This window comes from Arthrobacter sp. BGA-UO-ETr-C19 (assembly GCF_059568005.1).
This window is the reverse complement of sequence record NZ_JCAQPC010000020.1, coordinates 123976-149640: the sequence shown is the minus strand read 5'-3', so window position 1 is coordinate 149640 and position 25665 is coordinate 123976. Positions and strand designations below refer to the sequence as shown.

Here is a 25665-nt window from a genome sequence, read left to right as displayed (position 1 = left end):
GAGAGCCCTGATCCGCGTCTTCGCGGATCAGGGCTCTTTTCATTTTCTGCAGTACTGCGATATGTTACTGACCAGTAACTATCCCGCCGGCGTCGTATTGTTCCACCGCGACGCTGGCCAGTGCGAAGGAGCGCCATGTCCGCAGCTGCAACCGACATCAACAGCCTGCCCTACGCCGACGGCGACTTCTTCTCCTTCGAACAGCTGCTCAGTCCCAAGGAGCAGGACAGGCTGGCCGAGGTCCGTTCCTTCCTGGCCCGGGAAGTAAAGCCCATAGCGGTGGACTGCTGGAACCGTGGCGAATTTCCTTTGGACCTGATTCCCAAGCTGGCGGAGCTTGACCTCGTCAGCCCGGTGCGCCGCCAGGGCCATTCCAATCTGTTTGCCGGCATCGTGCACGCGGAAGTTACCCGCGCGGACACGTCCATCGCCACCTTCATGGGTGTGCACGACGGCCTTTTCACCGGTTCCATCGAGGCCCTGGCCTCCCGGGAGCAGCAGGATGCCTGGCTGCCGGACATCTACTCGCTGCGCAAGATCGGGGCCTTCGGGCTGACGGAACCCCTGGGCGGTTCGGATGTCGCTGGCGGCACGCGCACCACGGCCAGGCGCGACGGCGACCGCTGGATTCTCAACGGCGCCAAGCGCTGGATCGGCAACGCGACATTCTCCGACTGGGTGGTGGTCTACGCGCGCGACGTGGCCGACAACCAGGTCAAGGCTTTCCTCGTGGACACGGCACTGCCGGGATTCAGCGCAACGAAGATCGAGAACAAGATTTCGCTGCGGACGGTGCAGAACGCCGACATCACCCTCGAAGACGTGGCGGTCCCGGATTTCTTCAAGCTGGCCAACGCCAACAGCTTCCGCGACACCAACAAGGTCCTGAAGGTCACCCGCCTCGCCGTCGCCTGGCAGGCGGTGGGCCAGCAGCTCGCCGCCTTCGACGTGGCCCGGCACTACGCCGTGGAGCGGCACCAGTTCGGGCGCCCCTTGGCCTCCTTCCAGCTGGTGCAGAGCCAGCTGGTCCAGATCCTGGGGAACGCGGTCAGCTCCATGGGCATGATGGTGCGGCTTTCCCAGCTCGAGGACGCCGGCCAGGCCAAGGATGAACAGTCAGCCCTCGCCAAGGCGTTCACCACAGCGCGGATGCGGGAGAGTGTGGCCATCGGCCGCAGCCTCCTAGGCGGAAACGGCATTGTGACGGACTTTGAGATGGCAAAGATCTTCGCCGACGCCGAGGCGATCTACTCCTACGAGGGCACCCACGAAGTCAACACCCTGGTGGCGGGCCGGGCCATTACCGGCGTCTCTGCGATCGTCTAGCAGGCGCGATCCTCAACGTCAGTTCAGCGGCAGCAGCACCGAGGGCCGCAGGTCCAGGATGAAGGACAGCGGGTTGAGGTACTCCTCTCCTCGGCGGACGCCCCAGTGCACGCACGGCGAGGGGCCGCAGTGGCCGGCCAGCAGGGTGCCCACCACGGCACCCCTGGCCACGGAAGCGCCCCTCCTGAGCGTGCTCCGCACCGGTTCGAAGCTGCTGCGCAGGCCATTGCCGTGATCGATGGTGATGACGGGCCGGTCCACCACCACGCCCACAAAGCTGACGGTTCCGGACTCCGGGGCGGTGACCGGACCGCCGTCGGACGCTGATCCGAGATCCACGCCGCGGTGTCCGCTCAGCCACGGTTTGTCCGGGGGATCGAACGGCCGCAGGACCGCCGGCCGCGGCGCAAGTGGCCAGCTCCAGCCCGCCGGCGCCGGCGTGGTTGCCTGGGAACTGACCCTGGCAGGGGGCAGGACCGGGACGCCGGAAGCTGCTCGGGAAGCCGGCAGTGCGGGGGCGGCGGAAGGTGCGGTGGCCGCCGTCGTGAGCAGAAGCACCGCCGCCATCACGTAAACTTTCATGCCCCCAGCGTGGTCGCCCGATCCGCCTGCCGGAACGGGGTCTTCGGCCTATGTGGAAAACGCTGCCCGGCGGCAGAACGGGTGCAGTTGCCGCGGTCCGCTGTAGTACACTTGGTGGAGCAGTTTGCTGTGCCCTCAACGCATTCCATTTCGTGGCTAGCGTCAGCACGCCCCATTCAGGAGTGCGGGGGAGCAGCAGCTGACTACGCGTATCCAGCCCTCCACAACCGGTAAGCATTTGCTTGCTGCTGCGGGGGATTGTGCCTCTTGCGGTCAGGTTCGGCAACGGTCCTGATGAGATGTGCAATGGATGCCAGGAGCCTGCGCCCGTCCGGGCAAGGCTAAATAACCGTCAACTATTGGCAGGGTAAGAGCGGCCGCGGCCGCTCTCATGAATGACCTGCCGGAAGGAGCGTCGGCATGCCCGTCGTAACCATGCGCCAGCTGCTTGACAGCGGCGTCCACTTTGGACACCAGACCCGCCGTTGGAACCCGAAGATGAAGCGCTTCATCTTCACCGAGCGCAACGGCATCTACATCATTGACCTCCAGCAGTCGCTGTCCTACATCGACCGTGCCTACGAGTTCGTCAAGGCCACAGTTGCCCACGGCGGCACCGTGCTCTTCGTCGGCACCAAGAAGCAGGCCCAGGAAGCCATTGCCGAGCAGGCCACCCGCGTTGGCCAGCCGTACGTCAACCAGCGTTGGCTCGGCGGCATGCTCACCAACTTCCAGACCGTTGCCAAGCGTATCCAGCGCATGAAGGAACTCGAAGAGATCGACTTCGACGACGTCGCCGGCTCCGCTTACACCAAGAAGGAACTGCTGCTTCTGCGCCGCGAGCTGACCAAGCTCGAGTCCAACCTCGGTGGTATCCGCAACCTGACCAAGGCACCGTCCGTGCTCTGGGTTGTTGACACCAAGAAGGAGCACCTGGCTGTTGACGAGGCCAAGAAGCTCAACATCCCGGTTGTGGCCATCCTGGACACCAACTGCGATCCGGACGAGGTCGACTTCCCGATCCCGGGCAACGACGACGCCATCCGCTCAGTGAACCTCCTGACCCGCGTTGTTGCTGACGCCGTTGCCGAGGGTTTGATCGCCCGCAACCAGCGCGCAACCGGCACCACCGAGACTCCGGAAGAGCCGCTGGCTGAGTGGGAGCGCGAGCTCCTCGAAGGCAGCAAGGCCGAGGAAGCTCCGGCTGCCGAGGCTGCTCCCGCCGCTGAGGAAGCCCCGGCTGACGCCGAGGGCACCGACTCCGCGAAGTAACAACTTCATCGGGATTTCCGGGCGCTGTCCGCAGCGTCCGGGCAACTGACAGGATGGCCGCTCACCCAGTGAGCTGCCGTCCTGTCGGTCCGTACACACAAAAATTTTCTAGACAGAGGGGTTCACATGGCGAACTACACTGCCGCTGATATCAAGGCTCTGCGCGAGCGCACCGGCGCCGGCATGATGGATGTCAAGAAGGCTCTCGACGAAGCCAACGGCGACGCCGAGAAGGCGATCGAGATCATCCGCATCAAGGGCCTGAAGGGCGCCACCAAGCGCGAAGGCCGCTCCACCGCTGAAGGCCTGGTTGCTGCCAAGGTCGAGGGCGGCGTCGGCGTAATGATCGAGGTCAACTGCGAGACCGACTTCGTCGCCAAGGCTGACAAGTTCATCCAGCTGGCTGACAAGGTCCTGGCCATCGCCGTCGAGTCCGGCGCTGCCGACCTCGAGACCCTGCTCGCCACCGACGTTGACGGCAAGCCGCTGTCCGAGGTTGTCGTCGAAGAGGGCGCTATCCTCGGCGAAAAGGTTGTTGTCCGCCGCATCGCCCGCATCGAGGGTGCCACGGTCGACGCTTACCTGCACAAGACCTCCAAGGACCTCCCGGCCCAGGTCGGCGTGCTGTTCGCTGTTGACGGCGAAGGCGAAGCGGCTGCAACCGCAGCCCACGACGTCGCCGTGCACATTGCGGCAATGGCCCCGAACTACCTCTCCCGCGAGGACGTTCCGGCTGACCTGGTCGAATCCGAGCGCCGCATCGCCGAGGAAACCGCAAAGGCCGAGGGCAAGCCCGAAGCTGCGATGACCAAGATCGTCGAAGGCCGCGTTACCGGCTTCTACAAGGGTGAGGTCCTGGTTGACCAGGCTTTCGCCAAGGACGCCAAGAAGTCTGTGGCGCAGGTCCTTGAAGAGGCCGGCGTCAAGGGAACCGCCTTCACGCGTTTCCGCGTCGGCTCCTAGTTTGACACGCAAGGGGGTGGCCACTTCGGTGGCCGCCCCTTTTGCATGCACCGGCCACATAAGAATGTGAGCGCTGGCCGGATGCACGATAACCTAGCTCAGAGTTCACCAAACGGAAGGCACCATGGAAGCCGTCAATCCTCCCATCCAGTCAGAGAAGAGCAGGCGCCGGGTCCTCCTGAAGCTGTCCGGTGAAGTCTTCGGCGGCGGCAAGCTGGGCGTCGACCCGGACACCGTCCGCGCAGTAGCCAAGGAGATCGCCGCAGCCGTTCCCGACGTCGAGGTGGCCATCGTGGTTGGCGGCGGCAACTTCTTCCGGGGTGCCGAACTGTCCCAGAGCGGCATGGACCGTTCGCGTGCCGACTACATGGGCATGCTGGGTACCGTCATGAACTGCCTCGCGCTGCAGGACTTCCTGGAGCAGGCCGGTGTTGAGACCCGGGTCCAGACCGCTATCACCATGGGACAGGTGGCCGAGGCCTACATTCCCCGCCGCGCCATCCGCCACATGGAAAAGAACCGTGTGGTCATCTTCGGTGCCGGCGCAGGCCTGCCCTACTTCTCCACTGACACTGTGGCTGCCCAGCGCGCACTCGAGGTGCACGCCGACGTGGTGCTGATGGCCAAGAGCGGCGTGGACGGTGTGTACACCGCCGACCCGAAGAAGGACCCGGCGGCGGAGAAGCTGGAAAACCTCAGCTATGACGACGCCCTCCGCCGCGACATCCGCGTCATGGACCAGACCGCAATGACCATGTGCAAGGACAACAAGCTCTCCATGGTGGTGTTCGGCATGGAAGGCGAAGGCAATGTCACGCGCGCCATCCGCGGCGAAAAGCTGGGAACCCTGGTCACGCCCTAGTTACAGCTAGGATATTTCCAGGACGGTTCCGCCCAGCGGGCGGGACCAGGATTATGAAATGCCCGGTTGGCCGGGAACCAATTTCTGAGGAGAGATCGTGATCGAAGAAACCTTGCTCGAAGCCGGGGACAAGATGGACAAGGCTGTTGAGGTAGCCAAGGAAGACTTCGCCTCGATCCGCACCGGCCGTGCCACCCCCGGCCTGTACAACAAGGTCATGGTGGAGTACTACGGAACCCCCACACCGCTGCAGCAGCTGGCCTCCTTCGCGGTTCCCGACGCCCGCACCATCCTCATCACGCCCTACGACAAGACCGCCCTGCGCGACATCGAGCGCGCGCTGAGCGATTCCGAGGTCGGCGCCAACCCGTCCAACGACGGCAACGTCATCCGCATCACCATCCCGGAGCTGACGAAGGAACGCCGCAAGGAATACGTCAAGATCGTCAAGTCCAAGGGCGAGGACGCCAAGGTGTCCATCCGCAACATCCGGCGCAAGGCCAAGGAAACCCTGGACCGGCTCGTCAAGGACGGCGAAGCCGGCGAGGACGAGGGCGCCCGTGGCGAAAAGGAACTTGACGTGATCACCAAGCAGCACGTCGACGGCATCGACGAGCTCCTCAAGCGCAAGGAAGCTGAGCTGCTCGAGGTCTGATGGGCCAGGCACAGCAGGCCCCCGGTGCGCGGGCCCGAACCCGGACCCGCCAGCCACGGCCCAACCCCACCCCCGGGGCCGGGCGCAATCTGCCGGCGGCTATCGCCGTGGGCCTGGCCATGCTCCTTGCGGTGCTCGGCGGGCTGCTTTTCCTGCCGCTCGGCTTTGTTGCCGTCGTCACCACCTTCGCAGCCTTTGGCGTGTGGGAGATCTTCCGCGCGCTCGAAGCGAACGGCACACGCCTGCCCATCGTGCCGGCCATGGTGGGCACGGTGGCAATGCCCTTCTCGGCCTACTTCGGCGGGCTGGAAAGCCTGCTGTTCGCGATGCTCGCCAGCAGCGTGGCGGTGCTGCTCTGGCGGTCGGTGGAAAGTGCAACGGGTTCGGCCCGCAGCATCTTCGCCGGGGTGTTCACCCTCGCCTGGGTGCCCTTCCTGATCAGCTTCGCCGCGCTGCCGCTGCACGTCGAAGGCGGCGCCTCGCCGGTGGGGCCGTGGCCCGGCGGAACAGTGCCTGAGGGCGCCTGGCAGATTGTCATCCTGCTGCTTCTGGTGGTATCCAACGACACCTTCGGTTACCTCGTGGGTGCCCGGTTGGGTAAGCACCCCATGGCGCCGAAGATCAGCCCCAAGAAGTCCTGGGAGGGTTTTGCCGGATCCATCGCGGGCGCCATGCTCGTCGGTATCCTGGCCAGCATCTTCCTGCTGGACAAACCCTGGTGGGTGGGGGTGGTGCTGGCGATCGGCATGGTCGCTTCCGCCACCGCCGGCGACCTCGCCGAATCGATGGTCAAACGCGAACTCGGCGTCAAGGACATGAGCAGCATCCTGCCAGGACACGGCGGGGTGATGGACCGGCTGGACTCGATCGTGTTCGCCTCGCCGGTGGCCTTTATGCTGTTCGTCCTGTTCTCCGGGGCCTGAGCATTTCCCGGCCTGAGTTTTCTGGCAGGGGCCTCTGGCATCCGGCCCTCCGCAACGCCCTAGAATAATGCGGTTACGACCCGCCAAAGAAGTATCGAAGGAAACATGGTGAGAGTGGACAGCAAGCGGCAGATTCCCGCGTCGTTCGAACGCGTGGCGCGGACCGAGTACGGGTACAACGCCAAGCAGGTGGACCAGTTCCTCCAGCAGGCCCGCGTATCACTGGAGACGCCCGAGGCTGCCGCCCGCCCCATCAAAAGCGCTGACGTCCGGTCCGTGTCCTTCGACCCCGTGAAGGGCGGATACTCGGCCACCGCTGTGGACGCCGCGTTGGACCGGCTGGAAGACGCCTTCGCCCGCCGGGAGCGGGACGATCTCATCGCCGAACGGGGCGAGGACGCCTGGCTCCGGCAGATCGGACAGCTTTCCGGGACGCTCCGCGGCCGCCTTCACCGGCCCGACGGCGAGAGGTTCCGCCGCCCGGTCAAGAAAAAGGCTCGCAGCTACAACACCAGAGACGTGGACACGTTGTGCCGGGACCTGATCGGTTACCTGGAGCAGGACAAGCCCCTCAGCGTTGACAACGTGCGCCGGGCCGTCTTCCGGCCAGCCATCGGCACGGACGGCTACGAGGAGACCCAGGTGGACGCCTTCCTCGACCGGGTGGTCGAGCTGATGGCCGCCATCGACTGACGGCTCACTGACGGCCCAGCCTCTCAGCGTTCCGTGGCCATTGGCCGCTCGGGCGTGTGCAGCCTGGTCATCACCCGGGTGATGGTCCGCGGCACCCGGGAACTGGTGGCACGCGATGCCAGGACCATCACGGTGAAGGCCGCCGGCACCGTCCAGGCCGCGGGCTGCGCCAGCCACGGCGGCGTTCCCGCCACACCGAGCACCGTCCCCGCCACCATGGCGCCGCCACACAGGAGGCCGCCGGTCACCATGCCGGCGATGGCGCCGGCATCGGTCAGGCCCCGCCACCAGATGCCGAGCAGCAGGACCGGGCAGATGGTTGACGCCGTGAAGGCGAAGACCAGGCCCACGCTGCCGGCCAGTGCCAGCGAGTCCGTCATGAGCGCCAGGCCCAGCGGAATGGTGATCGAGACCAGCGCCGCCACCCTGAAGCCGCGCACACTGCCGCCCAAAACGTCCTGGCTGATCACGCCGGCCAGCGAGACGACCAGCCCCGACGTTGTGGACAGGAACGCGGCGAAGGCCCCTGCCACGACGAGGGCAGACAACAATTCGCCTGCCGGGCCCCCAACGAGACGGCCCGGAAGCAGCAGCACCAGGGCATCTGCCTGCCCCGTCCTCGCCAGATCGGGGGCGAACAGCCTGCCGGCCAGGCCGTACGCCGTGGGAAAGAGATAGAACACGGACAACAGGCCCAGCACGATCAGCGTGGTCCGCCTCGCCGAGTGCCCGTCAGGGTTGGTGTAGAACCGGACCAAAACGTGCGGCAGTCCCAGCGTTCCGAACAGCAGGGCAACGAGGAGCGAGATGCTCTGGTAGGGGCTGGCCGGACCCGCTCCGCCCGGGTTCGTGGCCGCTGCCGCCAGCGCCGGGGAGCCGTTGTCCGTCAGCACCAGCAGGATGAAGATGAGTGGCACGGCCAGGGCCGTGAGCTTCAGCCAGTACTGGAAGGCCTGGACGAAAGTGATCGAACGCATGCCGCCGGCCACTACGGTGAGGCACACCACCACCACGACGGCGGTTGAGCCGGCCCAGGCGGGCAGGCCGGTAGTGGTCCGGATGGTCAGGGCAGCGCCGTGCAGCTGCGGGACGATGTAAAGCCAGCCCACAATGACCACAGCCACGCTGGTGACACGGCGCACGGCCCGCGAATCGAGCCTGGCCTCGGTGAAATCGGGGATGGTGTAGGCCCCGGAACGCCGCAGTGGCGCGGCCACGAACAACAGAAGCATCAGATACCCGGCGGTGTAGCCCACGGGATACCACAGGGCATCCGTACCGGACAGCAGGGTCAGGCCGGCCACGCCCAGGAAGCTGGCGGCGGACAGGTACTCCCCGCCGATTGCCGACGCGTTCCACCACGGCGGTACGGTTCGGGAGGCGACATAGAAGTCGCCGGTGGTGCGGGAGATCCGCAGCCCGTAGAAGCCGATCACCGCCGTCGCCACAGAAACGGCCGCTACCGCCGCGATGCCCACTGCCGGGTTCATCGGTGCATCACTTTCCGGTGCATCATCTATCCCCGGCGAGGTCGCGGTAACGGGCTTCGTTCCGCGCCGCGCTGCGGATGTACAGCCAGGCGCTGATTCCTGTTACCGGGTAGATCCCGGCGCCCAGCAGGAGCCAGTCGAACGGAATGCCGGCGATCCGGGTCTGCGCCAGTCCAGGTATCGCGCCAAGCAGCAGCGGAAAGGCGCCGAGGATCAGCAGGAAGCCGCCGGCCACCACCAGGGCGAGCCGGAGCTGGGAGCGGATCAGCGAGCGGACGAACACCTGGCCGACGGCCGACTCCTCGGCGGACTCCCGCGGTTCGGCCGTCGGCCGCGCCGCTGAACGGGGCGCCGTGACCCTGACGCGCGTCATGCCTGCGGCCGGATCCTGGTCGCCTCAAGCTTCTCGCGGACGGCCGGCAGGTGCCGGCGGCTGATCGGCAGTTCAGCGTCCTCGACAGACACACTGGGGCGGCCGGCGGCGAGCTTGAGGTGGGAGACGTGGGCGAGGGCCACGAGGTAGGACCGGTGGGTGCGGATGAAACCCGCGTCCGCCCACTGCTGTTCCAGGTCGGCAAGGGGAACCCGGATCAGGTAGCTGGCATCGGTGGTGTGGAGCCGGGCGTAGTCACCCTGTGCCTGGACGTACGTGACGTCGTCGCGCCGGATCATCCGGGTGGTGCCGCCCTGGTCCACGGTAATCACCTCCGGCGCGGCACCGCCGTCGCGGATCAGTTCACTGATCCGGCCCACGGAGCGGGCCAGCCGCTCGGCCCGAACGGGTTTCAGCAGGTAGTCCACGGCCGCAAGCTCGAACGCTTCCAGGGCGCAGTCCTCATCCGCTGTCACGAAGACGACGGCGGGAGGCCGGCTGCTGCGGGATAGGGCCCGTGCGATGTCCAGGCCGGATACCGCCGGCATGTGGATGTCGAGGAAGACGGCGTCCACCGCCTCGGCTTCGAGGACCCGAAGGGCCTCGGCACCGGAGGACGCGCGGAGGATGGTGCCGATCCTCTCGTCACGGCCCAGCAGGAAGGCAAGCTCCTCGATCGCGGGCAGCTCATCGTCGGCGACGAGAACGTTAATCATGGTCCTAGGTTATCTTTCGGGCCCGCAGCTTCGGGCCGGGGAACGTCCGGCGCCGGCAAATTCAGGCATTTCAGGCATCGTGGTCCGGCTGGGACTTGGGGACCCGCATGGTGATGAGCGTGCCCTCGCCGGGAGCCGTCTCGATCACCAGGCCGTGCTCGTCGCCGTACACCTGCCGGAGCCGGGCATCGACGTTCCGCAGGCCCACGTGCTCACCGTCCAGGTGGCCGGCCAGCATGGACTGCAGCTGAACCGGGTCCATCCCCACGCCGTCGTCCTCGATGGTGACCTCGGCGAACGCGCCCGAATCGTTGGCGGAGATGGTGATGTGGCCCGGCCCCTCCTTCGCTTCCAGACCGTGCCGGACCGCATTCTCCACGAGCGGCTGCAGGCTCAGGAAGGGGATCACCGTGCTCAGGACCTCCGGCGCAATCCGCAGGCTGACCTGGACCCGCTCGCCGAACCGGGCCCGCTCCAGCAGCAGGTACCTGTCGATGCAGCGCAGCTCCTCAGCCAGCGTGGTGAAGTCCCCGTGCCGTCGGAAGGAGTACCGGGTGAAGTCCGCAAACTCCACCACCAGTTCCCGCGCCCGGGCCGGATCAGTGTTGATGAAGGAGGCGATGGCGTTCAGCGAATTGTAGATGAAGTGCGGGCTGATCTGGGCACGGAGGGCCCGCACCTCCGCCTCCATCAGGAGCGTCCGGGAGGCGTCCAGCTCGGCCAGCTCGACCTGGGCGGCCACCCAGTCGGCCACCTCGGTGGTGGCGCGCACCAGCCCTGCCCCCGCTTGCGGGGCGAAGGCGGCAACCGCTCCCACCACGCGCGAGCCGGCCCGGACGGGAGCTATGACGGCGGCCGCGACTGACCCGGATTTGGGGGAGTGGAGCTGCAGGTCGGCGGCATTGAACACCTGGGTCCTGCCACTGGAGAGCACGTCGGCGGCGAGCCCCATCAGCCCTGGCCGCAGTTCCTCCGCCGTCCCGTCCCAGGCCAGCACACCGGACACATCCAGGATGGCCAGCGCATCACAGCCAAGCAGGGTGCGCAGCTGGCGGCTGGCCTTGGTGGCGCCCGCGGGGTTCAAGCCGGTCCGCAGGTGCCGGCCGGCTTTCGAGGCGGCGTGGAGGGTGTTGTAGGTGGCCCGCTCGGCATCGGTGCCAAGCTCGCGGAAGGAGCGCAGCACCTTGAGCCCGACGGCGACGACGAGGGCCACCGCCAGCGCGATGACGGCCACGGCGGCTGCGGAATAAAGGGGGGAATCCGGCATGCTGCCCAGCGTAGCGCGTGCCGTTTGGCGCAGCATCGCCGCCGCTGGCCGACGGGCGGCGGGCAACCACTGGTTTATCGTCCACGCCGCGACGCACAGTGATGGCAGTCACATTGGCTCGTGAAGTGCGGCCGTGTGTGAGCCAGTCTCAATGAGGAGGAATGATGGGTAACGATGCCCGAACCAAGGACGCGGCGGCGTCCGTGGACTTCGAGGAAGTCCAGGCCACGCAGCAGTTCAAAGACCTGCGCAAGCGCCACCGCAACTTTGTGTTCCCGATGGCCATCGCGTTTCTGCTCTGGTACTTCGCATACGTCATCCTTGCCGCCTACGCCGTGGACTTCATGTCCACCAAGGTGTGGGGCAACATCAACGTAGGCATCATCATGGGCCTGCTGCAGTTCGTGACCACGTTCGCCATCACCGGCTGGTACGTCAGCTACTCGAACCGGCGCCTGGACCCGATCGCCGCGGACATCCGGCACGGCATTGAAGGCCACGAGTATGACAAAACCGGCAGCAACGCACAGGGTGGAGGGGCAAAATGATCACCATTCCCGCAGCGGTTGACGTTGCCGCCCTCAAGGACACCACGCTGCTGAACATGGGCATTTTCGCCCTGTTCGTCGCCGTCACCATGGTCATCGTTCTCCGGGCCAGCCGGAACAACAAGACGGCCGCCGATTACTATGCCGCCGGCCGTTCCTTCACCGGCTCGCAGAACGGCACCGCCATCGCGGGCGACTATCTGTCCGCTGCATCCTTCCTGGGCATCACCGGCGCCATCGCCGTCAACGGCTACGACGGCTTCATGTATTCCATCGGCTTCCTGGTCGCCTGGCTGGTGGCGCTCCTGCTGGTGGCGGAACTGCTCCGGAACACCGGCAAGTTCACCATGGCCGACGTCCTTTCGTTCCGTCTTCGGCAGAAGCCGGTGCGCATCGCGGCCGCCATCTCCACGCTGGCCGTCTGCTTCTTCTACCTCCTGGCCCAGATGGCCGGCGCCGGAAGCCTGATCTCGCTCCTGCTCGGCATCAGTGACTGGGGCGGACAGGCACTGGTAATCATCGTCGTCGGTGCGCTGATGATCATGTATGTCCTGATCGGCGGGATGAAGGGCACCACGTGGGTGCAGATCATCAAGGCCATCCTGCTCATCGCCGGTGCCGCCGTCATGACGCTCTGGGTTTTGGCCATCTACGGCTTCAACCTTTCCAGCCTGCTGGGCGGCGCGGTTGACGCGGCCAACAACCCGGCTGTGCTCAACCCCGGCCTGCAGTACGGGAAGACGGAAACCTCCAAGCTGGACTTCATGTCCCTCGGCCTGGCCCTGGTGCTGGGGACGGCCGCCCTGCCGCACGTGCTGATGCGCTTCTACACGGTGCCCACCGCCAAAGAAGCCCGCAAATCAGTCGTGTGGTCCATCTGGCTGATCGGGCTGTTCTACATCTTCACTCTGGTCCTCGGCTACGGCGCCGCTGCCCTCGTGGGGGCGGACACCATCAAGGGGGCCCCGGGCGGGGTCAATTCCGCGGCGCCGCTTTTGGCCTTCCACTTGGGTGGCCCGTTGCTGCTGGGCTTCATTTCGGCCGTGGCTTTCGCCACGATCCTTGCCGTGGTTGCCGGCCTCACGATCACCGCCGCCGCCTCGTTCGCCCATGATATTTATGCCAACGTCATCGCCAAGGGGAAGGCCGACGCCGACACCGAAGTTAAGGTGGCCCGCCGCACTGTGATTGTGATTGGCATCCTCGCCATCCTGGGCGGGATCTTTGCCAACGGCCAGAACGTGGCGTTCCTGGTGGCCCTGGCGTTTGCAGTCGCGGCCTCCGCCAACCTGCCCACCATCATCTACTCCCTGTTCTGGCGCCGGTTCACCACGCAGGGTGCCGTCTGGAGCATGTACGGCGGGCTCGCGTCGGCCATCATCCTGATCGCGCTCTCCCCGGTGGTGTCGGGCACTGCGACCTCCATGATCAAGGGCGCCAACTTCGCTGTCTTCCCGCTCAGCAACCCGGGCATCGTGTCCATCCCGCTGGCCTTCCTGCTGGGCTGGCTCGGCACGGTGCTGGACAAGAGGCAGGAGGACCGCGGCAAGCAGGCCGAAATGGAAGTCCGGTCGCTGACCGGGGTCGGCGCCGAGAAGGCCGTGGAGCACTAGCCGCTTCCGGTTCGCGCAAACTCCGTCCTCCGGTAGAACCCGTCCTCCGGTAAAACCCGTCCTTCGTTAGAACCCGACGAACAGGCAGGAGCCCCCGCGCACCGCGCGGGGGCTCCTGCCGTGTCTGCCGCCGTCGGGCTGGGCGCCGTCCGGGGTAAGCCCGCGACTCAAGGCGAGTGGTGGCCCCCGATGTGTTCACCGTGTGGCACTGCGAACTGGCCCGCCGTCGATGCGGCGAGTCCCGGCGTCGTGATGGCGGCAACCAGCAGCGCACCGGTGAAAGCGGCGCCGAGCAGCGCTCCGGCGCCCATGCGGGCCGGCGCGTTCCGGCCCGATCCGCCGGGAAGATTGGGGGATGTGCGGCCAAGCCACGATGTGGCCGCCAGGATCATGAGGGTCAGCAGCAGGGCCGCGAGGTGGCTGATGCCCAGGCCCGCCATGCCGCTGCCGGCGCCCAGAACAATGGCCGCCACATGCGCCGCGGCAGCCGCAGGCAGCAGGAGGGTGGAGGCCCGCGGCAACGGGAAGCGGTTTCTGCTCAGTCCGGCAACCGTCCACCCCAGCAGGGCCGCTCCCCAGAGCAGCGCGGCCGCGGCGCCGGCCGCCCTCACTGGGAGGGCAGGGCCGACGGCGGCAAACAGGCTGGAGGCGACGGCGAGGTTCACCGCTGCGGCGCCGAGGCCGGCAAAGCCGGCGACGAGCCGCACGGCATCGGAACGGAACGTTTCCTGCGTTGCCGGGGGTGCCGCGATGGCCTGGCCGGTCACCATCTTTAGGCGCGGGGTCATCTAGGCACGGGCCGTGGCGGGGACCTTGTCCAGGGACAGGCCGACGCCGAGCAGCAGGACGGCGCTCGCCAGGTGGAGAACGTTGTCCGCGCCGTTGAGGGCAATGATGTTCAGCGGCGAGCTGAGCAGGAACAGGCCGAGGATACCGACCAGCAGGTATACCGCCCCCACTGCCGTGTTGACGGTGCGCGCAAGCTGGATGTCCTTGACCCCCGCGTAGAGCAGGGCGGCGCCGATGGCCAGGTGGATCACGTTGTGCAGCGGGTTGACCTCGAAAATGATCAGGTTGGCCCCTTCGGTGGAGAAGAAGCCGACTCCCGAGGTCACGGCGAAGCCGACGAGGCCCACCAGGAGGTAAACAGCTCCGAAGACCGTGGCAATAAGTCGGTTCGGTGAGTTGCGCATGGCCCAAATTCCTTCCGGTTGCTGGCCGGGTCAGTGCCCTGGCCAGTTTTTCGGAGCCCCGGGCGGGACTCCCGGAAGCAATTCGGGTCCGCTGTGCGCTTGGATGGGTGGGCGGTCTGAAAGAGAGTCAGGCTTTTGGCCGGAGCCGGATGGTGACCATCTTGAGGTCGTCCTTGCCGGCGAAGCGGTACACGAGCTCGATGTCCTTGCCCTGGCATTTGATGAGCCCGGCGACATCCGCGATTTTGCTGCCGTTCTGGTCGCTGACCTTGAGGTCGTCGTACGCCGTGGTGCAGGAGGGGTCCAGCTGGAGGCTCTTGACGCCGGAATCGAACTCCTCCCGTGACAGCTGCGCCTTGAGGCTCGGGTCCATGTAGTCGTTGTAGGCCTTGCCCGTGTCTCCGGCGATGACGAGCCTGGTGAAGCTGTCCGCGAGGTCCCCGGCCTGCCGCGTGGCTCCGCCCACCAGGTTCACCAGAAGCAGCACCCCGACGACCACCAGCAGGAGCACGCCCGCCACAATGCCCAGGACGATCCACAGGCCCTTCCGGCTGTTGGCAGGAGGCATGCCGGGCAGGCCGAAAGGGGAAGGCGGGAGCCGCCGCCGGCCAAGGGGCTGCTGCGGTCCTGGTGGGTAGGGGCCGGGCTGCTGCGGTCCTGGTGGGTAGGGGCCGGGCTGCTGAGCGCCGGGCTGCTGCGGGGGGAGCGGGGGGTTGCTCAAAGGGTGGGCCTTTCCGGCACCGCACAAGCGGCGCCCCAACTAACGGGGCACAGCCGGCGCCCGGTCACTTTTGTGGAATAGCCTATAGCGCCGGCGGCCCGGAACAGCGATGTTTTCCCGTGGTTACGCGTCCGCTGCGATCAGTCCTCAGCTGAGTTGCGCTCCAGCAATGGCTGGATCCGGAACGGAATCAGCTCACCCATGGCCAGGGCGGTATCGGTCCTCTCGACACCGTCGCAGGCCAGGATCTTCCCGTTGATCCGGAAGAGGTCTTCGGCGTCCAGTGCCACCACGCGCAGCAGCAGGTCGGCCGAGCCGGTCAGGCCGTAGCCTTCGAGGATTTCCGGCACGGCTGCCAGTTCCTCGGCAAGGGAGCCGAGCTTTTGCTGCTGGACATGCACGGAGATGAAAGCCATCAGCGGATAGCCCAGGGACACCGGATTGATGCGCCGCTCGAACGACAGGAAGGCGTGCTTCTTCTCGAGCTGGGCCATCCGCGCCTGGACGGTGTTGCGGGAGAGGCCGAGCTTCTGGGCGAGGGCCACCACAGTGCGGCGCGGGTCCTGTGCCAGAGCAGAGAGCAGCCGGGTGTCTGTGCCATCCAAAGCTTGCATAATGCGCAAGGCTAGCACGGTCCGGAGCCACCAAACAGTGCATTGTGCTCAGTTTTAGCCGCGGTGGTTGTACCACCTGAGCATTGTGAGTATGGTCACAATTAACCGGGGCAAAGGCGCCCGGGGGGCCGGAACGCGGCGGTATCACGAGTCCTGCCGCGGGATGGTTACACGACGTCAGAAGGTTGCGGCAACAGTGGTGACAGACGATGCGGGCCAGGGCAAAACAGCCGCCGGCCACGACAACAAAGCAGGGAACCAGGGTGGCGCAGGCCACAGCATGGTTCAGCTGATCACCCCCGCGGGGGAGCGCGTCAGCCATCCGGAGTATGACCCCTGGGTCAGGGACGTATCAGACGAGCAGCTGTGCTCGCTTTACGAGGACCTGGTGGTGATCCGGCGGATCGACAAAGAGGCAACCGCGCTGCAGCGCCAGGGCGAACTTGGCCTGTGGCCGCCTCTGCTGGGCCAGGAGGCCTCGCAGGTGGGATCCGTGCGGGCACTGCGGGATGACGACTTTATTTTCCCGAGCTACCGCGAGAACGGCGTGGCTTACTGCCGCGGGGTGGACCTGGCGGACATCCTGCGTGTCTGGCGCGGCGCTGCCTCCGGCGGCTGGGACCCGTACACGGTCAACATGGCCATCCCGCAGATCGTCATCGGCGCGCAGACGCTGCATGCCACCGGGTACGCCATGGGAATCCAGAACGATGGCGCCGACTCCGCCGCTATTGTGTACTTCGGTGACGGCGCCACCAGCGAGGGTGATGTCAACGAGGCCATGGTGTTTGCCGCCAGCTTCCAGGTGCCCCTGGTGCTCTTCTGTCAGAACAACCACTGGGCCATCTCCGAACCGGTGCGCCTCCAGTCCCACACCCAGCTTGTGGAACGCGGGGCCGGCTTCGGCATCCCCAGCATGAGGGTCGACGGCAACGACGTGCTGGCGGTCATGGCTGCCACCCGAGTGGCCCTCGACCGGGCCCGCCGGGGCGGCGGTCCCACCTTCATCGAGGCCGTCACCTACAGGATGGGGCCGCATACTACGGCGGATGATCCCACCCGGTACCGCGATGCCAATGAGCTCGAGGACTGGGCGGCCAGGGATCCGATCGGCCGGGTCCATGCGCTGCTTGACCGCAAAGGCCTGTTCACCGAGGAGTTTGAAGCAGGTGTGCGGACCAAGGCAGACGCCGTCGCCCGTGAACTGCGCGCCGGCTGCACTGGCATGCCGGACCCCGAACCCCTCGACGTCTTCAAGCACGTCTACAGCACCCCGAATTCCTGGCTGGACCGCCAGCAGGACCACTACTCCCGGTACCTTGCCACCTTCGGCGATCCCGAAGCGGCAACACAAGAAGAAGGTGCACGCTGATGACGCAGATGACCTTTGCGCGGGCAATCAACTCCGGCCTCCGCAGATCCCTCGACAACGATCCCAAAGTGGTCCTCATGGGCGAGGACATCGGCACCCTGGGCGGCGTCTTCCGCGTGACCGACGGGCTGCAGAAGGACTTCGGCAAGCACCGCGTCGTGGACACGCCGCTGGCTGAGTCCGGCATTGTGGGCACCGCGGTTGGCCTGGCCTACCGCGGGTACCGGCCGGTGGTGGAAATCCAGTTCGACGGCTTCGTGTATCCCGCGTTCGACCAGATCGTGTCCCAGGTGGCGAAGATGCACTACCGCAGCCGGGGCACCGTGAAAATGCCCATCACCATCCGGATCCCGTTCGGCGGCGGCATCGGGTCCCCGGAGCACCACTCCGAATCGCCGGAGGCCTACTTCGCCCACACGGCAGGCCTGCGGGTGGTCACTCCGGCCAGCCCGCAGGACGCCCACACCATGATCCAGCAGGCCATTTCCTGTGATGACCCCGTGGTGTTCTTTGAGCCCAAGCGCCGCTACCACGACAAAGGAGAGGTGGACGAGTCACTGGATCCCGGTTCAGCCCCGCCGATGGGCCAGGCGCGGGTGGTCTCTGACGGCAGCGACGTCACGCTCGTGGCCTATGGGCCACTGGTGAAAACGGCCCGCGATGCCGCCACGGCGGCCGCTGACGAAGGCGTCTCGGTTGAGGTCATTGACCTGCGGTCCCTGGCTCCTGTGGACTTCGCCACCGTTGAAGCCTCGGTGCGCAAGACCGGCAGGCTGGTGATCACCCACGAGGCCGGGCAGTCAGGCGGGCTCGGCGCGGAGGTTGCGGCCAGCATCACCGAGCGCTGCTTCTATCACCTGGAGGCGGCGCCGGTCCGCATCACCGGCTTTGACGTGCCGTATCCCTATTCGAAGGTGGAGATGCACCACCTTCCGAATCTTGACCGGATCCTCGACGGCGTCGATCGCGCGCTGGGCCGGCCGAATTCGCTGAGCGGGCTGGAAGGATGACCGCCACCATGATCAAGGAATTCCGGCTGCCCGATCTCGGCGAAGGACTGACCGAATCCGAAATCGTCAGCTGGAAGGTGGGGGTCGGCGACACCGTCAGCCTGAACCAGATCATCGCAGAGGTGGAGACGGCAAAAGCCGTGGTGGAGCTGCCCTCACCGTTCGCGGGCGTGATCACGGCCCTGCATGAACAGCCGGGAACCGTGGTGGAGGTGGGCAAACCGATTGTCTCGTTCGAGGTGAAGGACGACGCCGGTAACCAGCCCGGCGCTGCCGCTCCGGCTGAAGCGCCGCTCCCCAAGAGGGAACCCAACCTCGTCGGGTACGGCGCCGTCGTCGAAAGCACCGGCCGCCCCGTCCGCCGGCAGCGCACGCTGGCCGAGCCCGCCCCTCCGGTGGTTGAGCCTGTCGAAACCAAGCCTGTCGAAACCATGCCTGTCGAAACCATGCCTGTCGAAACCAAGCCTGTCGAAACCAAGCCTGCCGCTACCAACCCCGCCGAGCGGCCCCGTTCAACGCCGCCCGTCCGGAAGCTTGCCAGGGACCTCGGCGTGGATCTGGAGAAGGTGGCCGGGACCGGCCCCGGCGGGCTGATTACCCGTGACGATGTGCGCAATTTCGTGGGCGGCGGGGACCTTCCCGCGGCCGCCCAGGAGCTGGCGGCACAGGAAACGGCGCCCCAGTCCGCGACGGCCCGGGGCGACCGTGAGGTGCGTACGCCTATTAAGGGCGTCCGCAAATTCACGGCGGCTGCCATGGTCAGCAGCGCCTTCACGGCGCCGCATGTGACGGAGTTCCTGACGGTCGACGTCACTCCGGCCATGGAACTGCTGGCCAGGCTCAAGGAAAGCAAGCCCTTTGCCGGTCACAAGCTCACACCGCTGACCCTCGTGGCCAGGGCTGTGCTGATCGCCCTGCGGCGCAATCCCGGCCTGAACGCGAAGTGGGATGAGGCCAACCAGGAGATCGTGCAGTTCAACTACGTGAACCTCGGCATCGCAGCCGCAACGCCGCGGGGCCTCACTGTTCCCAACATCAAAGATGCCGACCGCCTGACGCTCATCGACCTGTCCGCGGCGCTCGCGGAACTGACGGACACCGCCCGGGCCGGCAAGACCAGCCCGGAAGACCTCTCCGGCGGCACCATCTCCATCACCAACATTGGTGTCTTTGGGATCGACGCCGGCACACCCATCCTCAACCCGGGGGAGGCTGCCATCCTCGCCATGGGCGCCGTACGCAAGACCCCGTGGGAGTACCAGGACCAGGTCGCGCTGAGGCAGGTCATGACGCTGAGCCTGTCCTTCGACCACCGGCTCGTGGACGGCGAGCAGGGATCCCGGTTCCTGGCCGACGTCGGCGCCCTCCTCGCGGATCCCGGCATGGCCTTCGCGATGGCCTAGCCGCAACCTGCAACCAAAACGGGGCACTTTGACGCCGCAACCGGGGTTTAATCGCCCAAACCCCGGCGTGTCCATGTCAAAGTGCCCCGTTTCAAAGTGCCCCGTTTTGGCGCGGAACCTGGCAGGGAGGCCGGGGCAGTGCGGCCAACCGGCCAGCAGGCTTACTCGGCCAGCGGGCTGGCTGTCACCAGCAGGGCCGCAAGCGCCATGTTCTCCAGGAGCGGCCGCGCGGACTTGATGGCCATCCGCCGGCCGTGGTTGCGGACAGAGTGCGGCGTGGAGTTGATCAGGCCGAACGTCGCGTGGGCGCGCATGCGGAGGTCTGCGGTATCCGTGGTGCCGTGGATGCCAGCCAGCACGTCCACCCACACTTCCACGTAGCTGCGCTGCAGGGCGCGCACCTGGGCCTGGTCCTCGCCGGTCAGGTTGCTGAAATCCCTGTCCTGCACCCGGATCACGTCGGGGTTGCTGAGGGCAAAGTCCACGTGGAACTGCACCAGCCGGGACAGTGCCGCGGAGGGATCGGCGGCGTCGGCCACCACGTGGCGGCCGCCGTCGAGCAGGTCCTGGCTGACGGTGAGCAGCAGCGCTCCCAGCACGGCCTGCTTTCCGGGGAAATGGCGGTACACGGCGGGTCCGCTCACGCCTGCGGCGGCGCCAAGGTCCTCAAGGGAGACCCGGTTGAACCCGTTGACGGCGAAGAGCGTGGCCGCTGCGGACAGGAGCGCCTGCCGGCGGGACTCCTTCGCCCGGCTGCGCTGGGTGGGGCCGGCTGTCTCATGGCCGGCTGCGGTCTGGCCGGCAGCGGTGAGCTCTCCGTGATCTGTGGTGGGCACATTTCCTCCTCGGAACCCAAGAACTCTACCAACATCCTGTGTTGGACATCACAGTTACTAGAGACTAACCTAAACTCAGTTACGAGGCACTAACCGAAAACGCGGCAGGACTGCCGCCGGAGGTGCCCGGGAATGGAAGCGGTCAATGGAGACACTCGCCAGCCGGCTGGATACCGCCGGCAGCGCGTTCGAGGCCAACAGCCTTGCGCAGCGCGCGCTCGCCGATGAGCTGCGGAAACGGCTTGCGACGGCGGCCGTGGGCGGGCCGGAGAAATCCCGGGAGCGGCACATGGCCCGCGGCAAGCTGCTTCCCCGGGAGCGGATCGACCGCCTTCTCGACGACGGCAGCCCCTTCCTTGAGATCGCCCCGCTGGCCGCGAACGGCATGTACAACGACGATTCACCCGGCGCCGGCATCATCGCGGGCATCGGCCTGGTGCACGGCCGCCACGTGCTGGTGATTTCCAACGACGCCACCGTCAAGGGCGGCACCTACTATCCCATGACCGTGAAGAAACACCTCCGCGCCCAGGAGATCGCGCTCGAGAACCGGCTCCCGTGCATCTACCTCGTGGATTCCGGCGGCGCCTTCCTCCCCAAGCAGGACGAGGTCTTCCCGGACCGGGACCACTTCGGCCGGATCTTCTACAACCAGGCCCGCATGTCCGCTGCCGGCATTCCCCAGATCGCTTCCGTTATGGGCTCCTGCACCGCGGGCGGCGCCTACGTTCCCGCAATGAGCGATGAAACGGTGATTGTCCGCAACCAGGGGACAATCTTCCTCGGCGGCCCGCCCCTCGTGAAGGCCGCCATAGGCGAGATTGTCAGCGCGGAGGAGCTCGGTGGCGGCGACGTGCACTCCAGGATCTCCGGCGTTACAGACCATCTCGCCGAAAATGACGAACACGCCCTGCAGATCGTCCGTGACATCGTCGCAACGCTGCCCCGGCCCGCCGCGCCGTCCTGGGACGTGGACATCCCCGTCGAACCGGCTGCCGAGCCCGGCCAGCTCTACGGCGCCGTCCCCACGGACGTCAACGCGCAGTACGACGTCCGCGAAGTGATCGCCCGGCTGGTGGATGGCAGCCGCTTCCACGAGTTCAAGAAGAACTACGGCGCCACCCTCGTGACGGGATTCGCCAGGCTCCACGGACACCCTGTCGGCATCGTGGCCAATAACGGCGTGCTGTTCAGCGAGTCGGCACTCAAGGGCGCCCACTTCATTGAACTGTGCGACCAGCGGGGCATTCCGCTCCTCTTCCTGCAGAACATCTCCGGTTTCATGGTGGGCAAGGACTACGAGCAGGGCGGGATTGCCAAGAACGGCGCGAAGATGGTTACCGCCGTTGCCACCACCCGCGTGCCCAAGCTGACCGTGGTGATCGGCGGGTCCTTCGGTGCCGGCAACTACTCGATGTGCGGCCGGGCCTATTCACCGCGCTTTCTGTGGATGTGGCCAGCCAGCCGGATCTCCGTCATGGGCGGCAACCAGGCCTCCAGCGTCCTGGCGACCGTCAAGCGCGACCAGTTCGAGGCGGCCGGGCAGGAGTGGTCAGCGGAGGATGAAGAGGCGTTCAAGGCACCCATCCGGCAGCAGTATGAGGACCAGGGCAGCCCCTACTACTCGACGGCCCGCCTGTGGGACGACGGCGTGATCGACCCCGCGGACACCCGCACCGTGCTGGGCCTGGCGCTCGACGTCGTGTCCCGTGTTCCGCTGCCGGAGACCTCCTTCGGCCTCTTCCGAATGTGAGCCCGAGATGACTACTGAGAACATGTTCCGCACCGTCCTGGTGGCCAACCGGGGAGAGATTGCCTGCCGGGTGATCAGGACCCTGCGCGCCATGGGCATCCGTTCGGTTGCGGTCTACAGCGATGCCGACGCCGGTGCCCGCCACGTGCGCGAAGCCGACGCCGCCGTCCGGATCGGGCCCGCTGCGGCGGCCCAGAGCTACCTCAGCATCGAGGCGATCATCAGGGCCTGCCAGGACACGGGCGCGCGGGCGGTGCATCCCGGCTACGGCTTCCTCAGTGAGAACGCCGACTTCGCCCGGGCTCTGAAGAATGCCGGCATCGCCTTCATCGGCCCCGGGGTCGAGGCCCTGGAGGTCATGGGCGACAAGATCCGGTCGAAGAACCACGTGGCTGGGTACGGCGTTCCGGTGGTCCCGGGCATCGCCGAGCCCGGCATGACCGATGAGGAACTCATCGCCGCCGCCCCGGCCGTGGGCTTCCCCCTGCTCATCAAGCCCTCGGCGGGCGGCGGCGGCAAGGGAATGCATGCCGTCGAGCGGCCGAAGGACCTGCCGGCCGCCCTGGCAACCGCACGGCGCGTGGCTGCGAGCGCGTTTGGAGACGACACCCTCTTTCTGGAACGCCTGGTGACGTCCCCGCGGCACATCGAGGTGCAGGTCCTGGCCGACACGCACGGCAACGTGATCCATCTGGGGGAGCGCGAATGTTCCCTGCAGCGGCGGCACCAGAAGGTCATCGAGGAGGCGCCGTCACCGCTGCTGGAATCCCTGTCCGACGGCGGGGCGGTCCGTGCGAAGATCGGCGAGGCCGCGTGCCAGGCCGCCCGCAGTGTCCACTACACCGGCGCCGGCACGGTGGAGTTTCTCGTTTCGGATGACTCCCCTGACGAGTTCTTCTTCATGGAAATGAACACCCGGCTCCAGGTGGAACATCCGGTGACTGAAATGGTCACCGGCGTCGACCTCGTCGAATGGCAGGTACGGATCGCCGCCGGTGAGGTGCTCACCGTCGGACAGGACGACGTCGAACTTAACGGCCACGCCGCGGAGGCCCGCGTCTACGCGGAAACCCCGCACCGGAACTTCCTGCCATCCTCGGGCGAGGTGGTGCTCCTCGACGAAGACGGCGGACTCTTCACGCCCCTGGGGCTGCCGGGCCCCCAAAGGCCTGCGGCTCCCAGCATTGGTTTCCAAAGCCACGGCGTTCGGATCGACTCATCCCTGCTGCCGGGGCTGGAAATCTCCAGCGATTACGACCCCATGCTGTCCAAGGTCATCGCCTGGGGAACAGACCGCAAGGCCGCCCTGGACAAACTGGACGCGGCGCTGGAGCGGTACACCGTCCTCGGCATCGACACCAATGTGGAGTATCTGCGGCTCCTGATTAATGACGACGACGTCCGCGCCGGCCGCCTCGACACCACGCTGATCGACCGCAAGATGCCGGAGCTGGCGTTCCGGGACATCGGCGCCACGGAGCTGACAGCGGCCGCCCTGCGGTTCTGGCTTGGCGACGTCGGGGCCGTGCCTGGCGACGACGGGGCCGTTGAAACCGGCGGGGGGCAGGCAGGTCCCCTGTCCCCTTGGGACAGCGCCCGGGGCTGGCGCCTCGGAGCGCCGGCGCCGTGGCGGATGAGCTTCGGTCTTCCCGGCGGTGCCATGGCCACAGTGGCCATCACCTGGCAGGGCGACGCCGGCCACGCCCTGGTCCGTGTCGACAACGGACCGGAGCTCGCGGTGCGGGTCCTCGGCACCGGACCCGACGGCACCGGACCCGACGCCATCACATTCGAAGTGGGGGACCAGCAGCACACCTTCGCCATTGGCGTGTCAAGGGCGGAACATGCCGACGGCGGCCGTCGCGGAGCCGTGCGGGCGGGGCATGTCTACGTGGGCAGCGGCGGCTGGTCCTGCGGGCTCGAAGTCCTCACCCGCGAGTCCCGCCTGGAGCGGGTGCTGGCCGCCGTCGAACGCGAAGAGGGTGCCGCAGATCCGGAAGTCCGGTCACCCATGCCCGGCACCGTCGTCTCCGTTGCGGTGCGCGACGGCGATCCGGTGGCAGCGGGCCAGGTGCTGCTGTCCGTGGAGGCCATGAAGATGGAACACCAACTCATGGCCGAAGTCTCCGGCACCGTCCATATCACCGTCGCCACAGGCGATCTGGTCAAGGCCGACCAGGTCGTAGCCACCATTCACGCGGCAGGCACCGCAACACAGGATCCAGCAGAAGAACGTAAGGAGGCCTAACCATGGCCGATTTTGACCTCAGCGAGGAATACCAGGACCTCAGCAAGACCGTCCGCGAATTCGCCGACGAGGTGGTGGCCCCCGTCTCCACCAAACACGACGAGGAACACAGTTTCCCCTACGAAGTGGTGTCGCAAATGGCCGACATGGGGCTGTTCGGCCTGCCCTTCCCGGAGGAGTACGGCGGTATGGGCGGCGACTACTTCGCGCTGGCCCTCGCGCTGGAACAGTTGGGGCGGGTGGACCAGTCCGTCGCCATCACGCTGGAGGCAGGGGTGTCCCTTGGCGCCATGCCCGTTTACCGTTTCGGCACCGCGGCCCAGAAACAGGAATGGCTCCCGCTGCTCGCATCCGGAAAGGCGCTCGCCGGCTTCGGCCTGACCGAGCCGGAGGCAGGCTCCGACGCCGGGGGCACGAAGACCGCGGCCCGGCTGGTAGGGGGCGGGGACGCAAAACAATGGATCATCAACGGCAACAAGGAGTTCATCACCAACTCGGGAACAGACATCAGCAAGCTGGTGACCGTCACCGCCGTCACGGGCCAGCATGAGCGCAAGGACGGCAGCATCAAGAAGGAAATCTCCACCATCCTGGTGCCCACCGACACGCCCGGCTTCAAAGCGGAAAAGGCCTACAACAAGGTGGGCTGGAACGCCTCGGACACGCACCCCCTGACGCTGCGCGACGTCACCGTCCCCGAGGCAAATCTGCTGGGGGAACGCGGGCGCGGCTACGCCAACTTCCTGTCCATCCTGGACGAGGGCAGGATCGCCATCGCCGCCCTGGCCACCGGCGCGGCGCAGGGCTGCGTGGACCTCTCGGTCCGCTACGCCAAGGACCGCAACGCCTTCGGGACCAATATCGGCAAGCACCAGGCGATCGCGTTCAAGATCGCCCGGATGGAAGCCCGCGCCCACACGGCCCGCCTGGCGTACTACGACGCGGCCGCGCGGATGCTCGCCGGCAAGCCGTTCAAGACCCAGGCGGCCATCGCTAAGATGGTCGCAGGCGAGGCGGCCATGGACAATGCGCGGGATGCCACCCAGGTATTCGGCGGCTATGGCTTCATCAACGAGTTCACCGTGGCGCGCCACTACCGGGACTCCAAGATCCTGGAGGTCGGGGAGGGCACCACGGAGGTCCAGCTGATGCTGATCGCCCGGGAACTCGGGCTGTAGCAGGCCCGGTGGCCGTGACTGTCGAAAGTCTGTGGAGACGCCGAAAGGATCAAC

The 25665-nt window shown here is 66.6% G+C and carries 25 protein-coding genes; 15 read left to right on the top strand and 10 right to left on the bottom strand.

Translation table 11 applies throughout. The features are described 5' to 3' along the window. Nucleotides 1-135 precede the first annotated feature (135 nt). A complete protein-coding gene (locus AC57BR_RS12955; protein ID WP_496361138.1) occupies nt 136-1326 on the top strand; it encodes an acyl-CoA dehydrogenase family protein in 1191 nt (396 codons plus the stop codon). Nucleotides 1327-1344: 18 nt separating this feature from the next. Here the strand turns inward: AC57BR_RS12955 and AC57BR_RS12950 are convergent, their stop codons facing one another. Next, nucleotides 1345-1908 (bottom strand): M23 family metallopeptidase, encoded by a 564-nt coding sequence (locus AC57BR_RS12950; protein WP_496361137.1) that lies wholly within the window; start codon nt 1906-1908, stop codon nt 1345-1347. Nucleotides 1909-2328: 420 nt separating this feature from the next. Here AC57BR_RS12950 and rpsB point away from each other — a divergent pair, with 420 nt between their 5' ends. The 6 genes from rpsB to AC57BR_RS12920 all read left to right on the top strand — a co-directional run bounded on the left by rpsB (nt 2329) and on the right by AC57BR_RS12920 (nt 7276). Beyond that, complete coding sequence (gene rpsB, locus AC57BR_RS12945; protein ID WP_496361135.1) at nt 2329-3180, top strand: 30S ribosomal protein S2; 852 nt, start codon at nt 2329-2331, stop codon at nt 3178-3180. Nucleotides 3181-3306: 126 nt separating this feature from the next. Next, the gene (tsf, locus tag AC57BR_RS12940; RefSeq protein WP_306921968.1) at nt 3307-4143 is read left to right on the top strand and encodes a translation elongation factor Ts; all 837 of its coding nucleotides are present in this window, start codon (nt 3307-3309) and stop codon (nt 4141-4143) included. Between the two features lie 124 nt (nt 4144-4267). Further along, on the top strand, nt 4268-5005 hold the full coding sequence (pyrH, locus tag AC57BR_RS12935; RefSeq protein ID WP_496361132.1) for a UMP kinase: 738 nt from the start codon (nt 4268-4270) through the stop codon (nt 5003-5005). 97 nt (nt 5006-5102) lie between these two features. After that, complete coding sequence (gene frr / locus AC57BR_RS12930) at nt 5103-5660, top strand: ribosome recycling factor (RefSeq protein WP_003805927.1); 558 nt, start codon at nt 5103-5105, stop codon at nt 5658-5660. After that, complete coding sequence (locus tag AC57BR_RS12925) at nt 5660-6583, top strand: phosphatidate cytidylyltransferase (protein WP_496361130.1); 924 nt, start codon at nt 5660-5662, stop codon at nt 6581-6583. The genes frr and AC57BR_RS12925 overlap by 1 nt, the downstream gene beginning before the upstream one ends. A gap of 105 nt (nt 6584-6688) precedes the next feature. Next, nucleotides 6689-7276 (top strand): DivIVA domain-containing protein, encoded by a 588-nt coding sequence (locus AC57BR_RS12920; RefSeq protein ID WP_496361128.1) that lies wholly within the window; start codon nt 6689-6691, stop codon nt 7274-7276. 23 nt (nt 7277-7299) lie between these two features. Here AC57BR_RS12920 and AC57BR_RS12915 read toward each other — a convergent pair whose 3' ends face one another. The 4 genes from AC57BR_RS12915 to AC57BR_RS12900 form a co-directional block, all read right to left on the bottom strand. Next, entirely contained in the window at nt 7300-8766 is a 1467-nt protein-coding gene (locus AC57BR_RS12915; RefSeq protein ID WP_496361126.1) for a sodium/solute symporter, read from the bottom strand. Nucleotides 8767-8788: 22 nt separating this feature from the next. Beyond that, on the bottom strand, nt 8789-9139 hold the full coding sequence (locus AC57BR_RS12910; RefSeq protein ID WP_496361124.1) for a DUF485 domain-containing protein: 351 nt from the start codon (nt 9137-9139) through the stop codon (nt 8789-8791). Continuing rightward, complete coding sequence (locus tag AC57BR_RS12905) at nt 9136-9855, bottom strand: LytR/AlgR family response regulator transcription factor (RefSeq protein WP_496361122.1); 720 nt, start codon at nt 9853-9855, stop codon at nt 9136-9138. The genes AC57BR_RS12910 and AC57BR_RS12905 overlap by 4 nt, the downstream gene beginning before the upstream one ends. A 70-nt stretch (nt 9856-9925) precedes the next feature. Next, complete coding sequence (locus AC57BR_RS12900) at nt 9926-11122, bottom strand: sensor histidine kinase (RefSeq protein WP_496361120.1); 1197 nt, start codon at nt 11120-11122, stop codon at nt 9926-9928. A gap of 164 nt (nt 11123-11286) precedes the next feature. Between AC57BR_RS12900 and AC57BR_RS12895 the strand changes: the two genes are divergently transcribed. Together AC57BR_RS12895 and AC57BR_RS12890 are read left to right on the top strand one after the other, a co-directional pair. Then, nucleotides 11287-11670 carry a DUF485 domain-containing protein gene (locus tag AC57BR_RS12895; protein ID WP_496361118.1) on the top strand — a complete coding sequence of 128 codons (384 nt, stop codon included), beginning with the start codon at nt 11287-11289 and terminating at the stop codon, nt 11668-11670. Continuing rightward, nucleotides 11667-13283 carry a monocarboxylic acid transporter gene (locus tag AC57BR_RS12890; RefSeq protein WP_496361116.1) on the top strand — a complete coding sequence of 539 codons (1617 nt, stop codon included), beginning with the start codon at nt 11667-11669 and terminating at the stop codon, nt 13281-13283. The genes AC57BR_RS12895 and AC57BR_RS12890 overlap by 4 nt, the downstream gene beginning before the upstream one ends. A gap of 167 nt (nt 13284-13450) precedes the next feature. On the opposite strand, the gene AC57BR_RS12885 is transcribed toward AC57BR_RS12890, so the two are convergent. The 4 genes from AC57BR_RS12885 to AC57BR_RS12870 all read right to left on the bottom strand — a co-directional run bounded on the left by AC57BR_RS12885 (nt 13451) and on the right by AC57BR_RS12870 (nt 15811). Beyond that, nucleotides 13451-14071: a hypothetical protein gene (locus tag AC57BR_RS12885; RefSeq protein ID WP_496361114.1), complete on the bottom strand. Its 621-nt coding sequence runs from the start codon at nt 14069-14071 to the stop codon at nt 13451-13453. Next, the gene (locus AC57BR_RS12880; protein ID WP_496361112.1) at nt 14072-14476 is read right to left on the bottom strand and encodes a DUF4383 domain-containing protein; all 405 of its coding nucleotides are present in this window, start codon (nt 14474-14476) and stop codon (nt 14072-14074) included. It abuts the gene before it with no gap. 127 nt (nt 14477-14603) lie between these two features. Then, nucleotides 14604-15044, bottom strand: a complete 441-nt coding sequence (locus AC57BR_RS12875) for a hypothetical protein (protein WP_496361110.1) — start codon at nt 15042-15044, stop codon at nt 14604-14606. A 293-nt stretch (nt 15045-15337) separates the two neighbouring features. Next, entirely contained in the window at nt 15338-15811 is a 474-nt protein-coding gene (locus AC57BR_RS12870) for an Lrp/AsnC family transcriptional regulator (RefSeq protein WP_306921989.1), read from the bottom strand. A 196-nt stretch (nt 15812-16007) separates the two neighbouring features. Between AC57BR_RS12870 and pdhA the strand changes: the two genes are divergently transcribed. From pdhA to AC57BR_RS12855, 3 genes are read left to right on the top strand one after another with little or no spacing between them, the layout of a single operon-like run. Beyond that, nucleotides 16008-17183: a pyruvate dehydrogenase (acetyl-transferring) E1 component subunit alpha gene (gene pdhA / locus AC57BR_RS12865; RefSeq protein ID WP_496361107.1), complete on the top strand. Its 1176-nt coding sequence runs from the start codon at nt 16008-16010 to the stop codon at nt 17181-17183. Further along, a complete protein-coding gene (locus AC57BR_RS12860; protein WP_496361105.1) occupies nt 17183-18193 on the top strand; it encodes an alpha-ketoacid dehydrogenase subunit beta in 1011 nt (336 codons plus the stop codon). The genes pdhA and AC57BR_RS12860 overlap by 1 nt, the downstream gene beginning before the upstream one ends. A gap of 8 nt (nt 18194-18201) precedes the next feature. Further along, complete coding sequence (locus AC57BR_RS12855) at nt 18202-19596, top strand: dihydrolipoamide acetyltransferase family protein (RefSeq protein ID WP_496361103.1); 1395 nt, start codon at nt 18202-18204, stop codon at nt 19594-19596. A gap of 161 nt (nt 19597-19757) precedes the next feature. Here the strand turns inward: AC57BR_RS12855 and AC57BR_RS12850 are convergent, their stop codons facing one another. After that, entirely contained in the window at nt 19758-20432 is a 675-nt protein-coding gene (locus tag AC57BR_RS12850; protein ID WP_496361101.1) for an SACE_7040 family transcriptional regulator, read from the bottom strand. A 145-nt stretch (nt 20433-20577) separates the two neighbouring features. Here AC57BR_RS12850 and AC57BR_RS12845 point away from each other — a divergent pair, with 145 nt between their 5' ends. The 3 genes from AC57BR_RS12845 to AC57BR_RS12835 are packed head-to-tail and all read left to right on the top strand — an operon-like array spanning nt 20578 to nt 25611. Beyond that, nucleotides 20578-22185 carry a carboxyl transferase domain-containing protein gene (locus AC57BR_RS12845; protein WP_496361099.1) on the top strand — a complete coding sequence of 536 codons (1608 nt, stop codon included), beginning with the start codon at nt 20578-20580 and terminating at the stop codon, nt 22183-22185. Between the two features lie 7 nt (nt 22186-22192). After that, a complete protein-coding gene (locus tag AC57BR_RS12840) occupies nt 22193-24433 on the top strand; it encodes an acetyl/propionyl/methylcrotonyl-CoA carboxylase subunit alpha (protein ID WP_496361097.1) in 2241 nt (746 codons plus the stop codon). Between the two features lie 2 nt (nt 24434-24435). Further along, the gene (locus AC57BR_RS12835) at nt 24436-25611 is read left to right on the top strand and encodes an acyl-CoA dehydrogenase family protein (protein ID WP_496361095.1); all 1176 of its coding nucleotides are present in this window, start codon (nt 24436-24438) and stop codon (nt 25609-25611) included. Nucleotides 25612-25665: the final 54 nt, after the last annotated feature.

Bases quoted from the DNA above. Each gene is read 5' to 3' on its own strand.
- AC57BR_RS12910 (WP_496361124.1), bottom strand. From the start codon at position 9,139: ATGACGCGCGTCAGGGTCACGGCGCCCCGTTCAGCGGCGCGGCCGACG.
- AC57BR_RS12860 (WP_496361105.1), top strand. From the start codon at position 17,183: ATGACGCAGATGACCTTTGCGCGGGCAATCAACTCCGGCCTCCGCAGA.
- AC57BR_RS12890 (WP_496361116.1), top strand. From the start codon at position 11,667: ATGATCACCATTCCCGCAGCGGTTGACGTTGCCGCCCTCAAGGACACC.
- AC57BR_RS12950 (WP_496361137.1), bottom strand. From the start codon at position 1,908: ATGAAAGTTTACGTGATGGCGGCGGTGCTTCTGCTCACGACGGCGGCC.
- AC57BR_RS12925 (WP_496361130.1), top strand. From the start codon at position 5,660: ATGGGCCAGGCACAGCAGGCCCCCGGTGCGCGGGCCCGAACCCGGACC.
- AC57BR_RS12895 (WP_496361118.1), top strand. From the start codon at position 11,287: ATGGGTAACGATGCCCGAACCAAGGACGCGGCGGCGTCCGTGGACTTC.
- rpsB (WP_496361135.1), top strand. From the start codon at position 2,329: ATGCCCGTCGTAACCATGCGCCAGCTGCTTGACAGCGGCGTCCACTTT.
- AC57BR_RS12885 (WP_496361114.1), bottom strand. From the start codon at position 14,071: ATGACCCCGCGCCTAAAGATGGTGACCGGCCAGGCCATCGCGGCACCC.
- AC57BR_RS12870 (WP_306921989.1), bottom strand. From the start codon at position 15,811: ATGCAAGCTTTGGATGGCACAGACACCCGGCTGCTCTCTGCTCTGGCA.
- AC57BR_RS12915 (WP_496361126.1), bottom strand. From the start codon at position 8,766: ATGAACCCGGCAGTGGGCATCGCGGCGGTAGCGGCCGTTTCTGTGGCG.
- AC57BR_RS12905 (WP_496361122.1), bottom strand. From the start codon at position 9,855: ATGATTAACGTTCTCGTCGCCGACGATGAGCTGCCCGCGATCGAGGAG.
- pyrH (WP_496361132.1), top strand. From the start codon at position 4,268: ATGGAAGCCGTCAATCCTCCCATCCAGTCAGAGAAGAGCAGGCGCCGG.
- AC57BR_RS12920 (WP_496361128.1), top strand. From the start codon at position 6,689: ATGGTGAGAGTGGACAGCAAGCGGCAGATTCCCGCGTCGTTCGAACGC.
- AC57BR_RS12840 (WP_496361097.1), top strand. From the start codon at position 22,193: ATGACTACTGAGAACATGTTCCGCACCGTCCTGGTGGCCAACCGGGGA.
- AC57BR_RS12845 (WP_496361099.1), top strand. From the start codon at position 20,578: ATGGAGACACTCGCCAGCCGGCTGGATACCGCCGGCAGCGCGTTCGAG.
- tsf (WP_306921968.1), top strand. From the start codon at position 3,307: ATGGCGAACTACACTGCCGCTGATATCAAGGCTCTGCGCGAGCGCACC.
- AC57BR_RS12955 (WP_496361138.1), top strand. From the start codon at position 136: ATGTCCGCAGCTGCAACCGACATCAACAGCCTGCCCTACGCCGACGGC.
- AC57BR_RS12880 (WP_496361112.1), bottom strand. From the start codon at position 14,476: ATGCGCAACTCACCGAACCGACTTATTGCCACGGTCTTCGGAGCTGTT.
- AC57BR_RS12835 (WP_496361095.1), top strand. From the start codon at position 24,436: ATGGCCGATTTTGACCTCAGCGAGGAATACCAGGACCTCAGCAAGACC.
- AC57BR_RS12900 (WP_496361120.1), bottom strand. From the start codon at position 11,122: ATGCCGGATTCCCCCCTTTATTCCGCAGCCGCCGTGGCCGTCATCGCG.
- AC57BR_RS12875 (WP_496361110.1), bottom strand. From the start codon at position 15,044: ATGCCTCCTGCCAACAGCCGGAAGGGCCTGTGGATCGTCCTGGGCATT.
- AC57BR_RS12855 (WP_496361103.1), top strand. From the start codon at position 18,202: ATGATCAAGGAATTCCGGCTGCCCGATCTCGGCGAAGGACTGACCGAA.